Source organism: Pokkaliibacter sp. CJK22405 (assembly GCF_046614695.1).
In the GTDB taxonomy this organism is placed as follows: domain Bacteria; phylum Pseudomonadota; class Gammaproteobacteria; order Pseudomonadales; family Balneatricaceae; genus Pokkaliibacter.
In genome coordinates, this window is sequence record NZ_JBKKHQ010000010.1 from 52,511 (window position 1) to 68,654 (window position 16,144).

General features: G+C 54.5%; 17 protein-coding genes and 1 riboswitch. Of the genes, 7 read left to right on the forward strand and 10 right to left on the reverse strand.

Annotated features, from left to right (window positions below; translation table 11 throughout):
- Positions 1 to 45 precede the first annotated feature (45 nt).
- From mobB to ACKC9G_RS06695, 5 genes are all read right to left on the reverse strand, one after another.
- Positions 46 to 576 (reverse strand): molybdopterin-guanine dinucleotide biosynthesis protein B, encoded by a 531-nt coding sequence (mobB, locus tag ACKC9G_RS06675; RefSeq protein WP_411404160.1) that lies wholly within the window; start codon positions 574 to 576, stop codon positions 46 to 48.
- Positions 577 to 614: 38 nt separating this feature from the next.
- Entirely contained in the window at positions 615 to 1,157 is a 543-nt protein-coding gene (locus tag ACKC9G_RS06680; protein WP_411404161.1) for an RBBP9/YdeN family alpha/beta hydrolase, read from the reverse strand.
- Between the two features lie 209 nt (positions 1,158 to 1,366).
- Entirely contained in the window at positions 1,367 to 1,813 is a 447-nt protein-coding gene (gene arfB / locus ACKC9G_RS06685) for an alternative ribosome rescue aminoacyl-tRNA hydrolase ArfB (RefSeq protein WP_411404162.1), read from the reverse strand.
- Positions 1,806 to 2,141, reverse strand: a complete 336-nt coding sequence (locus ACKC9G_RS06690; protein ID WP_411404163.1) for a DUF2288 domain-containing protein — start codon at positions 2,139 to 2,141, stop codon at positions 1,806 to 1,808. Before ACKC9G_RS06690 ends, arfB begins: the two co-directional genes overlap by 8 nt.
- A gap of 8 nt (positions 2,142 to 2,149) precedes the next feature.
- Positions 2,150 to 2,857, reverse strand: coding sequence for a hypothetical protein (locus tag ACKC9G_RS06695; RefSeq protein ID WP_411404164.1), 708 nt, complete (start codon positions 2,855 to 2,857; stop codon positions 2,150 to 2,152).
- A gap of 431 nt (positions 2,858 to 3,288) precedes the next feature.
- On the opposite strand from ACKC9G_RS06695, the gene ACKC9G_RS06700 reads away from it, so the two are divergent.
- Both ACKC9G_RS06700 and ACKC9G_RS06705 read left to right on the forward strand, forming a co-directional pair.
- Positions 3,289 to 4,596, forward strand: a complete 1,308-nt coding sequence (locus ACKC9G_RS06700) for an SH3 domain-containing protein (protein ID WP_411404165.1) — start codon at positions 3,289 to 3,291, stop codon at positions 4,594 to 4,596.
- A 382-nt stretch (positions 4,597 to 4,978) separates the two neighbouring features.
- Positions 4,979 to 5,806, forward strand: coding sequence for an SH3 domain-containing protein (locus ACKC9G_RS06705; RefSeq protein WP_411404166.1), 828 nt, complete (start codon positions 4,979 to 4,981; stop codon positions 5,804 to 5,806).
- A gap of 139 nt (positions 5,807 to 5,945) precedes the next feature.
- Here ACKC9G_RS06705 and can read toward each other — a convergent pair whose 3' ends face one another.
- Complete coding sequence (gene can, locus ACKC9G_RS06710; protein ID WP_411404167.1) at positions 5,946 to 6,596, reverse strand: carbonate dehydratase; 651 nt, start codon at positions 6,594 to 6,596, stop codon at positions 5,946 to 5,948.
- 122 nt (positions 6,597 to 6,718) lie between these two features.
- Here can and ACKC9G_RS06715 point away from each other — a divergent pair, with 122 nt between their 5' ends.
- A complete protein-coding gene (locus ACKC9G_RS06715; protein ID WP_411404168.1) occupies positions 6,719 to 7,489 on the forward strand; it encodes a molybdate ABC transporter substrate-binding protein in 771 nt (256 codons plus the stop codon).
- Here ACKC9G_RS06715 and ACKC9G_RS06720 read toward each other — a convergent pair.
- On the reverse strand, positions 7,486 to 7,923 hold the full coding sequence (locus ACKC9G_RS06720) for a GNAT family N-acetyltransferase (RefSeq protein WP_411404169.1): 438 nt from the start codon (positions 7,921 to 7,923) through the stop codon (positions 7,486 to 7,488). The two genes, ACKC9G_RS06715 and ACKC9G_RS06720, sit on opposite strands and share 4 nt — an antisense overlap.
- A 230-nt stretch (positions 7,924 to 8,153) precedes the next feature.
- Positions 8,154 to 8,333, forward strand: a riboswitch (cobalamin riboswitch).
- An 82-nt stretch (positions 8,334 to 8,415) separates the two neighbouring features.
- On the opposite strand from ACKC9G_RS06720, the gene ACKC9G_RS06725 reads away from it, so the two are divergent.
- The 4 genes from ACKC9G_RS06725 to ACKC9G_RS06740 are packed head-to-tail and all read left to right on the forward strand — an operon-like array spanning position 8,416 to position 12,968.
- The gene (locus tag ACKC9G_RS06725) at positions 8,416 to 10,302 is read left to right on the forward strand and encodes a TonB-dependent receptor plug domain-containing protein (RefSeq protein ID WP_411404170.1); all 1,887 of its coding nucleotides are present in this window, start codon (positions 8,416 to 8,418) and stop codon (positions 10,300 to 10,302) included.
- Entirely contained in the window at positions 10,289 to 11,227 is a 939-nt protein-coding gene (locus ACKC9G_RS06730; protein ID WP_411404171.1) for an ABC transporter substrate-binding protein, read from the forward strand. Before ACKC9G_RS06725 ends, ACKC9G_RS06730 begins: the two co-directional genes overlap by 14 nt.
- Complete coding sequence (locus ACKC9G_RS06735; RefSeq protein WP_411404172.1) at positions 11,224 to 12,213, forward strand: FecCD family ABC transporter permease; 990 nt, start codon at positions 11,224 to 11,226, stop codon at positions 12,211 to 12,213. Before ACKC9G_RS06730 ends, ACKC9G_RS06735 begins: the two co-directional genes overlap by 4 nt.
- A complete protein-coding gene (locus ACKC9G_RS06740; protein ID WP_411404173.1) occupies positions 12,210 to 12,968 on the forward strand; it encodes an ABC transporter ATP-binding protein in 759 nt (252 codons plus the stop codon). The genes ACKC9G_RS06735 and ACKC9G_RS06740 overlap by 4 nt, the downstream gene beginning before the upstream one ends.
- 16 nt (positions 12,969 to 12,984) lie before the next feature.
- Here ACKC9G_RS06740 and ACKC9G_RS06745 read toward each other — a convergent pair whose 3' ends face one another.
- The 3 genes from ACKC9G_RS06745 to ACKC9G_RS06755 form a co-directional block, all read right to left on the reverse strand.
- Positions 12,985 to 14,136 (reverse strand): enoyl-CoA hydratase/isomerase family protein, encoded by a 1,152-nt coding sequence (locus ACKC9G_RS06745; RefSeq protein WP_411404174.1) that lies wholly within the window; start codon positions 14,134 to 14,136, stop codon positions 12,985 to 12,987.
- Between the two features lie 71 nt (positions 14,137 to 14,207).
- Positions 14,208 to 14,729 carry a nucleoside 2-deoxyribosyltransferase gene (locus ACKC9G_RS06750; RefSeq protein ID WP_411404175.1) on the reverse strand — a complete coding sequence of 174 codons (522 nt, stop codon included), beginning with the start codon at positions 14,727 to 14,729 and terminating at the stop codon, positions 14,208 to 14,210.
- Between the two features lie 100 nt (positions 14,730 to 14,829).
- Positions 14,830 to 16,065: a thiolase family protein gene (locus ACKC9G_RS06755; RefSeq protein WP_411404176.1), complete on the reverse strand. Its 1,236-nt coding sequence runs from the start codon at positions 16,063 to 16,065 to the stop codon at positions 14,830 to 14,832.
- Positions 16,066 to 16,144 lie beyond the last annotated feature (79 nt).

Below are 16,144 nucleotides of genomic sequence, written 5' to 3' on the forward strand. Positions count from 1 at the left end.
GCGCATAACGGGGTCAACATCACCGACCCCGGACAGATAGTACCTTTAAGGCTGACTCTGTGCTTTCTGGTAGTCGGCGTACTGCTTTTCAACAAAACGGGCAATACTGGCAGCATCGTTGATATCGAGCTGCGGCAAAGTGATTTCATCACTCTGGCAATTCCAGGCCAGCGCTATCACCGCAGGGTCAGAGACAAACAGGAAAGGATGACCAAGCTCTGTGCGGTGCAGTTCGATCTTGGGCCAGTCGCTGTAGCGGTAACCCTCCACCAGTACCATGTCCAACTGCGCAGTATTAAGGAGCGCCAGCTGGGAGCGAAGATCATTATCCGCAAAAGGCTGTTCATGAAAAACAACAGAGCGTTGAGGGGTGACCAGAATACCCTGAACCGCTCCGGCCTTGCGCAGGCGATAGCTGTCCTTGCCGGGTTTATCCAGTTCCAGGTCATGGTGGGAGTGCTTGATCACCCCCACCCGATAGTTCGCTTGCGCCAGATGGCCAACCACTTGCTCAAGCAACGTGGTTTTACCTGTACCGCTGAAGGCGGCAAATACCAGGGTAAATGGCTGAGACACGGAAAGCTCCTGCGCATCCGAAGATTGAATAACAACGATCAGGGCGCGCTGTGGTTGAGCAAATCGTTGAGGTAGTTCATACCTTCCGGCCAGTCGCCCAAGCCACTTTCGCCATTGATATGACCCGCCTCACCCAGATCCACAAAACTGCTGCCCCAGGCCAGTGCCATTTCATTGGCAAACGCCATATCGCCCCAAGGATCGTTCTGGCTGGCGATGATAGTGGTCGGGAAGGGTAAAAGGCTATGAGGTAATGGGGAAAAGTCCGGTGCAATACGTTTAAGCGCCGGTAATTCAGGATCTGGTAAAGCCACCAGGAGTGCGCCCCGCAGCGGCCTACCAATGGTGACAGCCCAATGGGCCAGCGTCAGGCAGCCCAGACTATGGGCCACAACAATGGTATCCGAGGCATCCTCAGGCAGGCTGGCATCCAGCTGCTGTACCCAGACATCACGCTTGGGATGATCCCAGTCCTGCTGTTTTACTCGCACCCAGTCAGGATAAATGTCCAGCCAGCGACTTTGCCAGTGGGCCTTGTCAGAGTCTCCCAAACCGGGATGGATAAAAACCTCATGATGCACGGCACCCTCCTTTCATATCGTCATAAACTCAGCCAGTGATTACCTCACAGCGCACGCATCAGTATTTCGATACGGCTTAAATGGCAGGTAATTTGGCAAGGCGGTTATGCAACATATATGACCGGCGGGAACAAAATTGCAAGCCAATCAAGGACAAAGACTCAGGCGACGTAGCAGAAAAATCGAAAAAATGAAGCGAAAAACAACGACTAGCGCACCCGTCCTCGCATGGCCTTGGTATCACTTCGACGCTTTTTATTATCCAGTCGTTTGCGCTTCTGGCTGTTGCTTGGACGTGTCGCCCGACGAACGGGGGGCTTGTACAAAGCCTGACTCATCAACTCCTGAAGTCGCTCCAAGGCATCTTCCCGGTTCATGGCCTGACTTCGAAAACGCTGCGCCTTAATATGAACGATGCCATCCGCAGTGATACGCTCATCGGCGTACTTGAGAACACGTTCGAGGGCGAACTCAGGCCAACCCGCATGATGCAGATTGGCCCGAAGGTAGATCGCCGTGGACGTTTTATTGACGTGCTGACCGCCCGCCCCCTGGGCCCGAATCGCGCTGATATCAATGCAACTCATGGGCAAAACCAAACCAAGATTTACCGGAATGGCTTGTGCAGCAGACAGGGAAAAACGGGAATCACTCACCCTTGAACTGCACCAATACCCAGGGTTTCACAACCACAGCCCAGAGTTCTGCATTACTCTCGGCCCATTGCGCGGCTTCACTGTCCGGCAAGGCTTCCACCACCTTGGCGTCCATCCAGCCTTTTAACGTGGCAGCATCGTCCTGGCTCATGGCCAGAGCGACATCCACCAAATCGACACCCGAAGCGACCCGAATCAAATGGCCAGTGGCAAAAAAGCGTTCGACTTCTTTCCAGGCCAGTGATGCGGTTTCCAGATTGATCTTGTGGCGCAGCAGCTCTGGATCATTGGTTGCCAGTTCAGCGTCCAGCGATTGTTCAATACTCATAACAGTCCTTAACGTTTAGCCGGGGTAAAAGCATCCAGACTAAAGGTTGTGACGCCACCACTGGCGGTCATCAGCTGACGACGAATCAGTCCGACATTGCGGGCATAGTCATCATCACGCACTTCCTGAGGAGTCACCTGCAAGCTGTAGCTGACACAATCAAAGCTGCCAGCGCCCACCTTCACCGGTTGGGAGCAGCGTTCCGCCTGCATAAAGCCGCCCTCAGTAACATAGCGCTGACGATCAGAAGCAACCGGGCGCAGGAACTCCTGAGTACGTGGATTCACTTCTGTAATCGCCGACTGATCGTAATAATCCACCGCTTCAAGCAGGCGGTCATCATCCTGAGTCAGCCAGTGGATATGGCCATCAAAGGTATAGCGATACCAAGGAGTCCCTTCAATCACCTGAATGGCATCAACCTGTGCGGTGGCCACCCGGGCGGGATTGGTCACGGAATAAGTCCAGCGATTACCCACTGCCAATGGCAACCAGCCCTGCTGAGTCAGGGACAGTGTCGCCGGATCATTAAGTACAGGTTTAATGGGCGAGGAAGGAGTCCAGTGATCCTCTGGCGCGGCAGTAGTGCCAGACGTACCGGCTACAGCGGTTGAGGTCGAGGAAGACTGCCCCGGAAAGCCTGACAGCATATCTGACTTGAGGTTACACCCCGCCAGCAAAGTAATAACGCCCAACAGAGCGACGTGTTTATACATGGCATGCGCCTCGTTGCAGTGCGCTGAAATCCCAGCCCGAATAATGGGCAACTCTCAAAGGGCGCCATCTTAGCACAATCATGACTGATCTCAGCTTTTCCAATCAGCCCGTCGACCTCGGCTCAGCGCGGGAACCAGTCGCTGAAAAGCGCTACCTATAGATGCCTTAACAGGGTTTAACAGCGGCTGCCATGGATGGGTCAGCACACCGTTAGCTTGTCGCCATAGGAATCCTGACCGTCGCCATTACGAAACCGGCAAAAGTTAGAATTTCAAACGTTACCCAAGCCTCTTTATCAGGCCAACTTGAGCGGCATGACACATTACTCTACCCTGTCGCCACTTCATTGAGGCGGGTTCTGGAAGAAGGCCTCACGGCGGCAGTCGCGCATATCGGCCGCAAGCAGTAATAACAATGACAGGAATACAGCATGCTCAAGGGTTCGGTCTCGGGGATATCGATCGCAGGGGTGGTGTTACTCAGTCTGGTACTGGCCGGGTGTAAGGCGAACCCTCCCAAACCGACCGGTGACGCCAACAACGCCGATCTCGTCAATCATGATGAAGAAACCGGCCTCTCGACATTGCGTCGTCAGAACTATCCGGATGTCGCAGATACAGCGCCAGAGTTCGCGCCTTTTGTGCTCGGTAGCACCTATGGCCAGACCGCAGAGCTGACTCTGAACCTTCTCAATGCGGACTACCAGAAAGGCCGGCTGGGTGAGATTCTGGGCCAGAGCAGTTTTGCAGATCACTATTCCCTGTCGCTTAAAACGCTGCAGGTTCTGACGCAGAACAAACCTGCTTACTGGCAGAATGCCCGTAAAACCGCCAGCATTTCGATTGAGCATCTGTTGGATAAAAGCTATCCGGCCACCGCCACCCTTCGCTACGTGAAAAGTATTCAGCCCGTCAGCTCACTGATGATGGACAACATGCCCTACTGGGTTAAGTCCGCTGAAGGCGTTAACTTGCGCACCGCGCCTTCGCTGGACTCAAAAGTTATCTCCACACTACGTATGGGCACCAGCTTTGATGTGCTAGGGGAAACATCCGATAACTGGCTGGCCGTCAGCCGTCAGGGAGTGCTTCTCGGCTATGTGTCCGCAGACTTTGCCCAGCGCATGTATTACCCGATGTCAGGCTCCGAAACTGACCTTAATAGCCTTGGCGGCCCTCTCACGAAAACCCAGCGCAGTGCCTTTGAGCTGCAGCAAGGTGACATTCTTGAAACTGCGGTCAATCTGAATATTCGCTGCCAGTTACTGGAATATGGCATCAAGACCCCTACGGTGCGTCGCATTGACCACCTTCGCCTGTGCCAGAACGCCATGGGTGCCTGGCACATGCAGGAAATACCTGACACAGGCTCTACTGTTCAGGCAGACACCGCGTCTGTATCAACGCCCGCTATCGACTCAGCAACAACTGAAAAAGCGCCATCGATTAAAGCTGAGCCAAAGGAGAAACCCGCAGAGAGCAAAGCACCCGTAGCCACAGAAACCGCGAACTCAGCGGCAGACCTAACTGAGGCTCCCAAGGTTGAAGTGCAGGCAGCGCCCGAACCTGAATCAGACAAAACAACAGCCTCAGAGACTTCCACGACACCTCCTGAGACAACAGCGAGTACGCAAACAACCGAAGATGGCGTGTTGGCCCCCGAGGTGAAAACCAGGGTACTAAAGACGGATGATGCTTCAAAAACAGCCATGCCTTCCTCGACGGAGGAGTCGCGCTAGCTGGCTCGTTAACACTTGTTAAAAAATGCAGTTACACAGAAAGCCCGGCTAACGTCGGGCTTTCTTGCATCTATATCAAGGTGTTGCTGCCTTCAGGAGCTTAGACCCACCCCAAGGAGTCATTTGTTGCTTTGGAGCGTCAATCGAGGACAAATCCAACCTATTGAAGCTCTGCCATATCGCAAACGACTTTAAATCTCTGTCGCGATGTATTTCCAAAGCAGGAGTTTTTCTGACAAAGCTGTAACAAAATATTTACTTACAACTCCTTAAAGAAAATGCCGTTTTTGGTACAATTCGCGCTCAATTTTTAACAGAACGCATTAAGTGGTCTGTTTTTTCGCTCATCACCTGAAGCGCCTACATCACAAAGGAGTGGTTGATGTCTCTTCGCACCGTCTCGATCGTCGCCCTTTCAACTCTTGCTCTCGCTGGCTGTCAAAATGGACGTCCTCAGAAGGACGAAGCAGCAGCAGCGGCAGAAGCTGCCAGCCACGTAGTTGGTCAGGAGTTTGAAGGCAATGCCTCTCATAACGTAAACAGCCTGAGCCACGTTCTGGCTTCCGGTAGCCTGAGCGCCCTGCTCTCTGATACCGATTCCGATGACCTGAACGAACTGGCTGCTGACGTTCAGAGCAGCATTTATGAAGGTAACAAAACTTCATGGCGCTCTTCTGATCGCAAAACTCGTATCAAAGTAACCGCTATGACTCAGAACTCGACTTCTCTGGCTGAGAAAGTCACCATTCTGAACAGCGTTACTGCCCCTGAATCCCTGGAACTGCTGAACGTTCCTTACTGGATCAAGTCCAAGAGCGGTGTACGTATCCGTACCGCTCCCAACACCGACTCCGCAATTCAGGACACTTTCGTACTGGGCACCACCTTTGATGCGATCGGCAAAACTTCCAATGACTGGGTTGCCATCGGTCGTAAAGGCGTTCTGGTTGGTTACATCTACTCCCCGCTGGTTGCTCTGACTCCTTACAAGGAAACCGAGAACGGCACTGACCTGAACAACTTTGCCGGCACCCTGGAAAGCAAATCCGGTTCTGTTTTCGACTTCACTGAAGAAAACACCACTACTCTGCCTCTGACTGTGACTCGTAGCTGTGCAATGCTGAATTACACCGTTACTTCCAACAAAGGCAATGCAGATCTGTCTGACGACGTATGTCAGCAGGAAGACGGTAGCTGGGCGCTGAAATAAGCGACACCTGCCTGATCTCTTCACAGAGATCTGAATGAAGAAACCCGGTGCTTGCATCGGGTTTTTTTATGCGCGGGATTCAGCCCACAAAAAAACCCGCTAATACGGGCTTTTTAACAACGAGCTTCACCAGGAAGAATCAGTCTTCGCGGGTAAAGGCGGTTGGATTCAGACTGTAGATGTCAGACACATCATCCAGAGAACTGCGGGTAACCTGCAGGTCACGCAGCAGACCATCCTCGATACCGTAGATCCAGCCATGGATAGACAGTTCCTGACCGTTGGCCCAAGCATTCTGTACTACTTTTGTGTGGCTGATGTGATGCACCTGTTCAACAACATTCAGCTCGCACAGGCGGCTCAGGCGATCTTTAACAGGCAGTGAATTCACTTCTTTCTGGTTGTGGTGGTAAGTGTCCTTGATGTGGCGCAGCCAGTTATCGATCAGACCCAGATCACCATTTTCCATGGCCGCTTTTACACCACCACAGCCATAGTGACCGCCGACGATGATGTGCTTCACCTTTAGAACGCGAACAGCAAAGTGCAGTACAGAAATGCAGTTCAGGTCGGAGTGAATTACCTGGTTGGCGATATTACGGTGAACAAAAACCTCACCAGGCAGCAGACCCAGCAGTTCGTTGGCAGGAACTCGGCTGTCAGAGCAACCGATCCAGAGGTATTCAGGGGCTTGCTGGTAAGACAGCTTTTTAAAGAAACCGGGGTTTTTACGCTCGGTTTCGGCGGCCCAATCAGCGTTATTTTTTAACAGATCCTGGATACTAGGCATTTAACAAGGCTCCTATCACTTGTGACTATCTGCAACAGCTGTCATTGCCAGCTGCCACTGCAAATACCTTTGAGATTGGTTAGGCTGTTTGCATCCAGCCCGTTAAAGCGAGTGATGCAAACATGAAAAAACTCATATTGCTGCTGATGACATTGCTCGTCATGAGCAACTCCGTTCAGGCGGCATCGGCTTCCTCGCAGGAAGCAACACAAAGTAAAGCACCCGAACTCCACATTCTTGCCTCGGATGAAATGGAGCGCCTGTTAAGCCCTCTATCCCAGTCCTTTGAAAACGAGCATCAGGTCTCTTTGGTTTTTGAAACCGCGAGTCCGCTTTCCGTCTTCAGCGATTCCCCCGGGATTAGTCACGCAGACTTGCTCCTCGGTTTTTCTGCTAAAAGCTGGATTAACCTGTTAAACCAGCAACTTGTCTTGGCAAATAGCCAGACAGTGATTGCCCATGGCCAGCTTTCCTACTGGAATCCCACCAGTCGTCACCCCAACCGACGCACCCTCAGCCAGACCAGTGTATTGGCCGTACCGAGCACGCAAGAAGACCCCTACGCCAGCGCAGCAGAAGATTTGCTCAAACGCTACGGCATGCAGCCTTTCAAGGGTCGTCTGTTCCAGCCTTTTACAGCCCTGGGAACCTATCAGCTTATTCAAACCGGCCATGTGGAAGGCGGGATAACCTCCACCGCCTTGCTGCGCTCCCATGCCACGGATCCCCGCCAATACTGGCGTATCCCCCCTGAGCTCTATCCGCCCATTGCCATTTATGGGGCAATCACTACGCAGGCGGCGCAACCTGCACTGGCGACCCGCTACCTTTCCTGGCTGACCAGCGCACCGATTCAGGAACACCTGCAAAAAGCCGGAAATCTGCTGCCTTAGGAAGCCGCTGTCTTGCGCATATCCACGTGAGGAATGCCGTCTTCAAGGTATTCCTCAGACTCTTCCACAAAACCAAAGCGGCCGTAGAATCCCACCAGATGGGCCTGGGCACTGAGCACCTGATCCTGCTCAGGAAAACGCTCTTCACACAGACGCACCACCTCCGCCATCAACTTGCCGGCCAGACCGGTGCCACGCGCGCTTTCTCGCAACACCACACGACCAATACGCGCCTGATCCGGCTCAGGAATGACACGAATATAGCCATCCAGCTGCCCGTCGGTTTCCCACAGGCAATGCAGGGATTCAGGATCAATACCATCGATATCAGGATAGAGGCACTGCTGCTCAAGGATGAATACATCCTGACGCAGCTTCAGAAGGTGATAGAGCTGAGAAGTGGTTAGTTCAGAGAAAGGGACCAGAGTCGGCACAGAGCCTCCGTCAGTAGATACCGGCTGATTAGCAGGAATAGCCGCTTGATAGCGTCATATCCTGACTTCATCAACCTCAAGTTGCGGGGCATATCATACCCGTTTACCGCCACTGCTTCATCCTTCAAGCCGTTTCAAAAAGATAGGACAGCGGAAATATGAGCAAAAGTCCTCGCTCTCTTTAGGGGTTTTCATGGCCATTTTAAGTGCGTTTTTTGTATCAATATATTAAAGTGCGCTCGTTCGTAGGTTTTGCTGGAAATACCAGTGAAGTAAACGGGAATGGGGTGTAAATCCCCGGCTGCCCCCGCAACTGTGAAGGGAAGCTGATTCGAAGACCACTGCCAGCGCGGGAAGGTGAATCAGCGTTGAACCGAGCCAGGATACCTGCCTGCGAGACGTGTCTTGTCGACGTTCGGGGTGTGATGTTGACCGATGAAACCCATCGCTGACGCGTACGTTTTCCTGATTCTGTTTTTTGGAGACTACGCCTTGAAATCCTTGTCTGTCCCCCTCGGGACGGCGCGCCGCCGTTCGTTCGCTACTCCCTTTGCCCTTTCTGCACTGACCCTGCTGATTTCCTCAACGGCCCATGCCCTGACGCTGGATGAACTGGTCATTAGCGCCAGTCGTGCACCTCAGGATGAAAACGCCGTTGGCAGCTCCGTTACCGTACTGACTCGTGAAGAGCTCGAGCGCCGCCAGATTACCCGTGTGGCAGACGCCCTCAAGGCCCTGCCCGGCGTCAATGTGATCCAGCAGTCCACTCCCGGCTCGCTGACCAACGTTCGCCTTCGCGGCCTGAGCCAGCGATTTGTGCAGATTGTTGTTGATGGCGTGCCGATTAATGACCCCTCGACCACAGACGGTAGCGCTGATATCGGCAGCCTGCTGGTGAATGATATTGAGCGCATCGAGATTGTCCGTGGTCCGCAAAGTGCTCTCTGGGGAAGCGATACTATCGGCGGTGTGGTGCACATCATTACGCGCTCTGGCGGAAAAAATCAGACTCATCTGCGTGCAGAAGTTGGTGATAACCATACCCAGACCCTGGGCATTTCAGGTCAGGGCACCTCCGGAAACGGCCGGGTGGAATACGGCTATGGCTTATCCGGTATCAATGCCCACCCATTTTCCTCGCTGGATTCCGACATGGGGAATCACGAACGTGACGGCCAGACCGGGCGTCAGGCCAGTGGCCGACTGAAATTCAACATGACAGACGACTGGGACCTGCGCCTGAACCTAAGTCATAACTTCAGCCGCCTGGACTACGATGGCTATGATCCGGTCACCTTTACCCAGACTGATAATGGTGATCGCGCGGATTCCGAAATCAACTCTGCCCGCCTGGAAACTAATTTCAGTGCGCTGGGTGGCGATCTGGAAAACCGTATCGGCTTCAGTCACTCAACCACCCTGCGTAACTACCTGAATGCTTCCGGTGATTACGACTATGATGGCTCAACCAACCAGCTGGACTATCAGGGCCAGTACCATTTTGGCATCAGCGCCCTGCCCTCACTGGATAACAGCGTCATTGTCGCACTCGAGCACAAAAGTGCAGATTTTGAGAGCACCTACAGTGATCATCAGGAAGATGACAGCGACTCCTGGGTGGCGGAATACCGTGCGGATATCGGCGATGACATTAACCTGAGCCTCAGCCACCGCGAAGACGATAACCACAACTTCAACAACACCCGCACCTCACGCGTGGCAGCGTCCTGGAACCTGTTGCCCGACACGCGTCTTCACACCAGCTATGGCACCGGCGTCAAGAATCCCAGCCTGTATCAGTTATTTGATGCCTATTCGGGTAACTCTGAGCTGACGGCACAGAAAAGTCAGGGTGGGGACATCGGTCTTGAGCAGAAGCTGGGTGACTGGGTCGTGGATGCCACCTGGTTTAGTAACCGCGTCAAAAACCAGATTGATTACAGCTACACGACCTATCGCTACTACAATGCCGATGGCATTACCCGCAGCTCAGGTCTGGAGCTGTCGGCGAAAGGCAAGGTGACCGATCAACTGGATCTTAACCTTTCCTATACCTATACCGATGTGGATAACGATCAGGACCGCAGTGCACTGCTGCGTCAGCCATGGCATGAAGCCTCTCTCTATGCTGACTATCGTTTCTCCGGTATGCCACTGGCGGTGAATACCGGCATTACTTATCGCGGCAGCCGTGAAGACACGGGAGATCACAACATGCCCGCCTACACACTGGTAAATGTTGCCGGTCGTTATGACCTGGACGACACCTGGCAGCTAACGGCCCGTGTCGAGAACCTGTTCAACCACGAGTATGAAGAACTCTACGGTTACGGTACCCAGGACCGGGCGTTCTATCTGGGCATCAATGCCAACTTCTGATGAGGTAACGCGCCGGGCGGTGACAGGGAAAGCAGCCCTGACTCATCGCTTTCGCGCCATTCCAGCCTGCGGGCTGATGCTGCTGGCCGCCCTTGACCCGGCACTGGCCAGCAGCGCTCCTTCAGCCACTCGTGCCCCCTTCACGCGAGTGGCTTCCCTGAATCTCTGCACCGATATTCTGGCCAGTCAGTGGCAGCCCGACAGTCTGATTTCACTTTCTCCTCTGGCGGGTGATCGCGCGCTTTTTTCTGGCATCAGACCTCCTCAGGCGCTCATCAGCGCAACGGATGCAGAATCTATCGCGGCACTCAAACCCGATCTGCTGATCGCCGATAGCTTTGGTCAGGCACAAAGTCTCAACGCACTACAAGGATTGGGTTATGAGCTCTATCGGCTGCCAGCCCTCACGGACTTTGCCTCGGCACTCCATCGGCAGGCAGCACTGGCGACAACCCTTGGCATCACCCGCGGGGAAGTTAAGCAGAGGCTGGCGCCCATTGAGCAACAACTTCAGTCGCTCATACCTCAGGGGCAGCAGCGTCGCGCTATCGTGCTCCAAAACGGTGGCTGGATTCCCGGCACAGGCGGCCTTGAGGATGACTTGCTCAGGCGTACGGGACTGGTGGATGCCCGTCCTGCAGACAGCCGGGGATGGCAGAAAGCCGACGCTGAACGCATTATCAGCCTCAGCCCTGAGGTGTTGATTCTTCTTACTTCACCGGAGAGCGGCCCCGGGCTTGGGCAGTCGTGGCTTAAGCAGGACTGGATTCGTCGCGGCCACTGGCAACAGATTCCCCTGAATGAGGCCGGCCTTGGCTGTGGCGACCAGCGTGCCTTTGATACCCTGTGGCGCCTGAATCATATTCTCGGTGAGTCACTCCAACACCAACCCATAGCTGAAACCACCGGAAATTCTTCTCCATGAAATGGCCCTTGTCAGACCAGACTCTGAACCTGAGATCACAGCGGTTACTACTCGCTGTGGTACTGCTGGTGTTATCGCTGGTCTCATTAATGATGGCACCGGGCGGTCAATTGGCCGTGCCAACGTCAGACACCCTGTCGATCGTGCAGGAGCTGCGCCTGCCGCGTCTGCTTCTGACGATTCTTTGCGGTGGCAGCCTCGGACTGGCGGGCGCTGCACTTCAGGGTTACAGCCATAACCCGTTGGCAGATGCAGGGCTGCTGGGGATCAATAGCTGGGCCGCTCTTGGGGCGGTGATTGCCTTTTATTTTGGCCCGGTGGCGGTACTGGCCTGGTGGATGCCTTTGGGCGGAATGATCGGTGCCGGTGTTGGATTGCTCGCCCTTGCCCTGATTGGTCGACGCCAGCTGTCGATGACTTCCTTTATTTTGACCGGCGTGGCATTGACCGCGCTGGCATCCTCCCTCACCTCCCTGGCGTTAAACCTTGCCCCCAATCCCTTCGCGGCCATGGAGCTCATCTACTGGCTGATGGGTTCAACGACGGACAAGGGCTTATCCCAGGTACTGCTGATTACCCCTTTCGTGCTGGTGGGTTGGATTATTCTCCTGAGTACAGGCAAGGCACTGCATGCCTGGAGCCTGGGCCAGAGTGTGGCCCGCACGCTGGGGGTGAAGCCGGCCACACTCCACAGAAAATTATTGCTCGGCTGCGGTTTATGCGTGGGTGCCTCCATCGCCATGACCGGCGCCATCGCCTTTGTCGGGCTGGCCGTCCCGCACCTGCTGCGCCCCTGGGTTCGCGGGCGGGCTGATCACTTGCTGTGGCACTCGACACTCGGCGGGGCTCTCTTGCTGGTCGCCGCCGACCTGATCTGCAAAATAGCCAGCAGTACCACAGAACTTCGCCTCGGCGTCGTGACCGCCCTGCTCGGCAGCCCCTTTCTCTTTATGCTGCTTTACCGCCAGCGCGGAGGCCTGCAATGACAACAACAGCCTCGCCGGTACTGTCGATCTCTGATTTATGCACACCCCCAAGCACGGGCTTCGCCCTCAAGCATATTCAACTGACGGCTCACGCCGGAGAACTGGTGGTTTTGCTGGGTGCCAATGGCGCAGGAAAGTCGACTCTGTTGCGGACTATCGTTGGCGAAATGGAAGCAACGACCCATCACTTTGTCCGTCCTGAACAGATCAGCTATCTGCCACAGGAACGTTTTTGCGCCTGGCCTTTACCAGTGAGAGAAGTCGTCGCCTTAGGATTATTGCCAGCCCAGTCACCCAACAGTCATCACCCGCGGGTCGATGCAGCTCTTCAGCGTTGCGACTGCCTGCCACTGGCCGACAAGCCTATTAATGCACTTTCTGGTGGGGAACAGGCGCGAGCACTTCTGGCCCGCGCACTGGCCAGTGAAGCGCCACTACTTTTGGCGGATGAACCTTTAGCGGCGCTGGACCCTGCCCACCAGCTGGAAATGCTTGAGCGATTACAGGTGGAAGCCCATCAGCACCAGCGAGCAGTCATCGTTGTGCTGCATGATCTCGCACTGACCGCACGTTTTGCCGATACCGTCGTATTGCTTCATCAAGGTGAAGTGCTCGCTCAGGGCAGCGTTGAAGAGGTGATGACACCGGCATTACTGGCACAGGCCTATCAGGCGGAGTTTGAGGTTGAACTTACCAGCACGCCACCGCGTGTGCAGATCCTGCGGGCAAAAAAGAGTCGCGAAGAAGAAGGCTAAAAGTCGTTACCCACCTTCAGGCATCGGCAGGAATGGAAAAGCGCAACGGGTCTTCATGCTTCTGCCAAGGCACAGAGAAGTGACCGTCAACCCAGCCTTCAGGCACCGCTTCAAGGGTGGAAAACTGCCAGGCGGGCTGTTTGTCCTTATCAATCAAGAGTGCACGCACTCCTTCCTGAAACTCACCCAACCGACAGCAATTCACTGAAAGCGCCAGCTCCTGTCGAAAGGCCTGAGCCAGTGACCAGTGACGGCCTCGTGCATGGATGGCAAATACCAGTGCCGCCGTCCCCGGACAACCTTTTCGGGCAGTCTCCAGCGACTGACTCCACCACTGCTGCAACGACGTATCGAAGGTCTCAGATAATGCAGGCGCATCCAGTAATGCTTGCCACTGTTGCTGCTGACCTGGTTGATCCAACACCGAGTTAATTGCCTGAGCCAACGCAAAGAGTGGCGAAGGCTCTTGGGAATAATCCAGAGACAACCCCAGCAGGCAATCTTTGGCCTGAGCCAGATGCTCAGCGGGATTCTCACTCCAGGCAATGGCGGCCAGCGCCTCAAGCAAGACCTGAGGTTGCTGTTGACCCATAAAGCGATCCGCCAGCCCGGCCTTGATTGCATCTGCGGCACTGATACGCGCACCGGTCAGTGCCATAAAAAGCCCAAGCTTTCCGGGAACTCTTGGCAAAAACCAGCTTGCTCCCACATCAGGATAGAGACCAATGCTGATTTCCGGCATCGCCAGCAGTGAATCCGTTGTCACCAGGCGAATCGCAGCACCGGCGAAAAGCCCAAAGCCGCCGCCCATAACGATGCCGCGACCAAAGCACACCAGCGGTTTTTTGTAGGTATGAATCAGGTAGTCGAGCTGATATTCCTGCGCGAAAAAGTGCTCCGCGTAGGCATTACGCGTCCCCGTACTGGCGACCATCGACTCATAGAGTTTGACGATATCGCCTCCTGCACAGAAGGCTTTCTCCCCCTCGCCCTGAATCCACACCAGACGAATTTCCGGGTCATGCTGCCATGCCCGCAAACTGTGCTCGATTTGCTCAGACATGCTCAGGCTCAATGCATTGAGCTTTCGTGGCACCGCCAACGTGATGACGCCAATCGCACTACCATCCTCACAAGGCAGTCGCTCAAAACGGACCTCTGAAGTCATGGCATCCCTCCACTATCCAGATCAACTCTCGGATAAGCACCAGCAATAAAGAGCAAACGGCTCAACATCATTTACTGACGAATCGAAGCCAGCACCTGTTTAAAGGCTTCAAGGTGGGCAGGAACACTCATGGGGTCTGCCGGGACAATGACCACCGGCGCCTCAAGCGCTCCCACCATCATAAGGTTGTCCACCATCTCAAAACCTTCGACAGCCATGCCATCGGCATCTCGCCCGGCGTTCGCTGTATTCGCGCGAGCCTCATAGAGCGCTTCACACAGGGTATAACCGAAAAGGCGCGCTCCCCGGGCTTGCATATAACCCATCTCAAAGGCAGTGCCATTGTCCATGCCGATACCTCTGAAAGGTGTCATATTGGCAATCATGAGCTGGCAACCTTCCATCAAATGACAATTCCCCTGGTAGATGGCAACGCCTTCACGAAAGCTATTCTCGCCGGTAATTTCAACGCCATTATCGAAGGGGAAAACCCCCTCAAAACCAAACTCAGCACATAAGGCTTTTTTGCCTTCGCCAAGCTGCTGCGCTTGCGGATGAAAGACATCAGGTCCGGCGATGTATAGGCGCATCATGGCAGGCTTCCTTATCTAAAGGATTCCAAAAGGTAGCGGCAATCCTAACCTTCAGCATAGAAGCCTGCATTGAACTGAATCAATCCTCTCGGCCGGGCAATTAGTCGCACTGACGTTCAATAGCGATAGCAGTCGCCTCTCCGCCGCCAATGCACACAGCAGCGATACCTTTACTCACATTCTGGCGCTCCATAGCATGCAGCAAGGTCACAATAATGCGCGCCCCTGAGGCACCAATCGGATGACCCAGAGCACAGGCTCCACCGTGGATGTTTACTTTACTGCTCTCCAGCCCCAGCTGACGCATAGCCAGAATCGGCACCAGCGCGAAAGCCTCATTGATCTCGAAAAGTTCAACCTCACCAAGAGACCAGCCAGCACGCTCTACAACCTGGCGAATGGCACCAACCGGCGCATGGCAAAAGTCACCAGGGGTTCCTGCAGACGTCGCATGAGCGACAACTCTCGCACGCACGGGAAAATCGAGGGCTTTGGCTTCACGATACCGACCAAGAATGAGAGCGGCTGCACCATCAGAGATACTGCTGGCGTTACCGGCAGTAATGGCGCCGCCTTCGGCAAAAGCCGCTGTAAGCTGGGGAATCTTTTCAACGGAGGCCTTACCAGGTTGCTCATCGCTGATATAAAAATGCTCTCCCCCGCTATCCCGAGGCACTGGCGCAATCTCGGCACTAAATAGCTCATTGCTTACCGCATGCTGCGCCCGGCGCAAAGATTCAATGGCATAGGCATCCATAGCTTCACGGGGCACACTGCTTTCATCCGCAGTTTTTTCCGCGTGAACTCCCATGGACTTACCGTCATAGGCATCTTCAAGACCATCCAGAAACATATGATCCAGCACTTTTTGATGCCCCATACGCAAGCCTTTGCGTGCCTTGGGCAAGAGATAGGGGGACTGGGTCATGGACTCCATACCGCCGCTGGCGATAAAAGAGGCGTAGCCACTTCGAATCCCGTCCACACCCAGCATCACCGCTTTCATACCGGAGCCGCACATTTTATTGACTGTCGTACAACCCACTTCACGCGGAATACCCGCCAGTAACGAGGCCTGACGTGCCGGCGCCTGACCTAAACCCGCGCTCAACACACAGCCCATATAGACTTCACTGAGCAACTCCCCCGTCAGCCGGGAATCCTTAAGCGCCGCCTGCAAGGCAATACTGCCAAGCTCCGGCGCAGCATGGGCACTCAAGGTGCCCTGAAAGCTGCCCATCGGCGTGCGCCTGGCGCTCAGAATAACAACATCGGTATCCGCAAAATCCAGTGACGTTGCCGGTGCATGGGAAGCGTTATTTTTCGAATGACTCATCACACCCTCCTTAACAGGGCCTACGCACTGTTTTCAGGCTATTTGAGCAGTCCTTTATCGCTGAACCTCAAGGAAGACA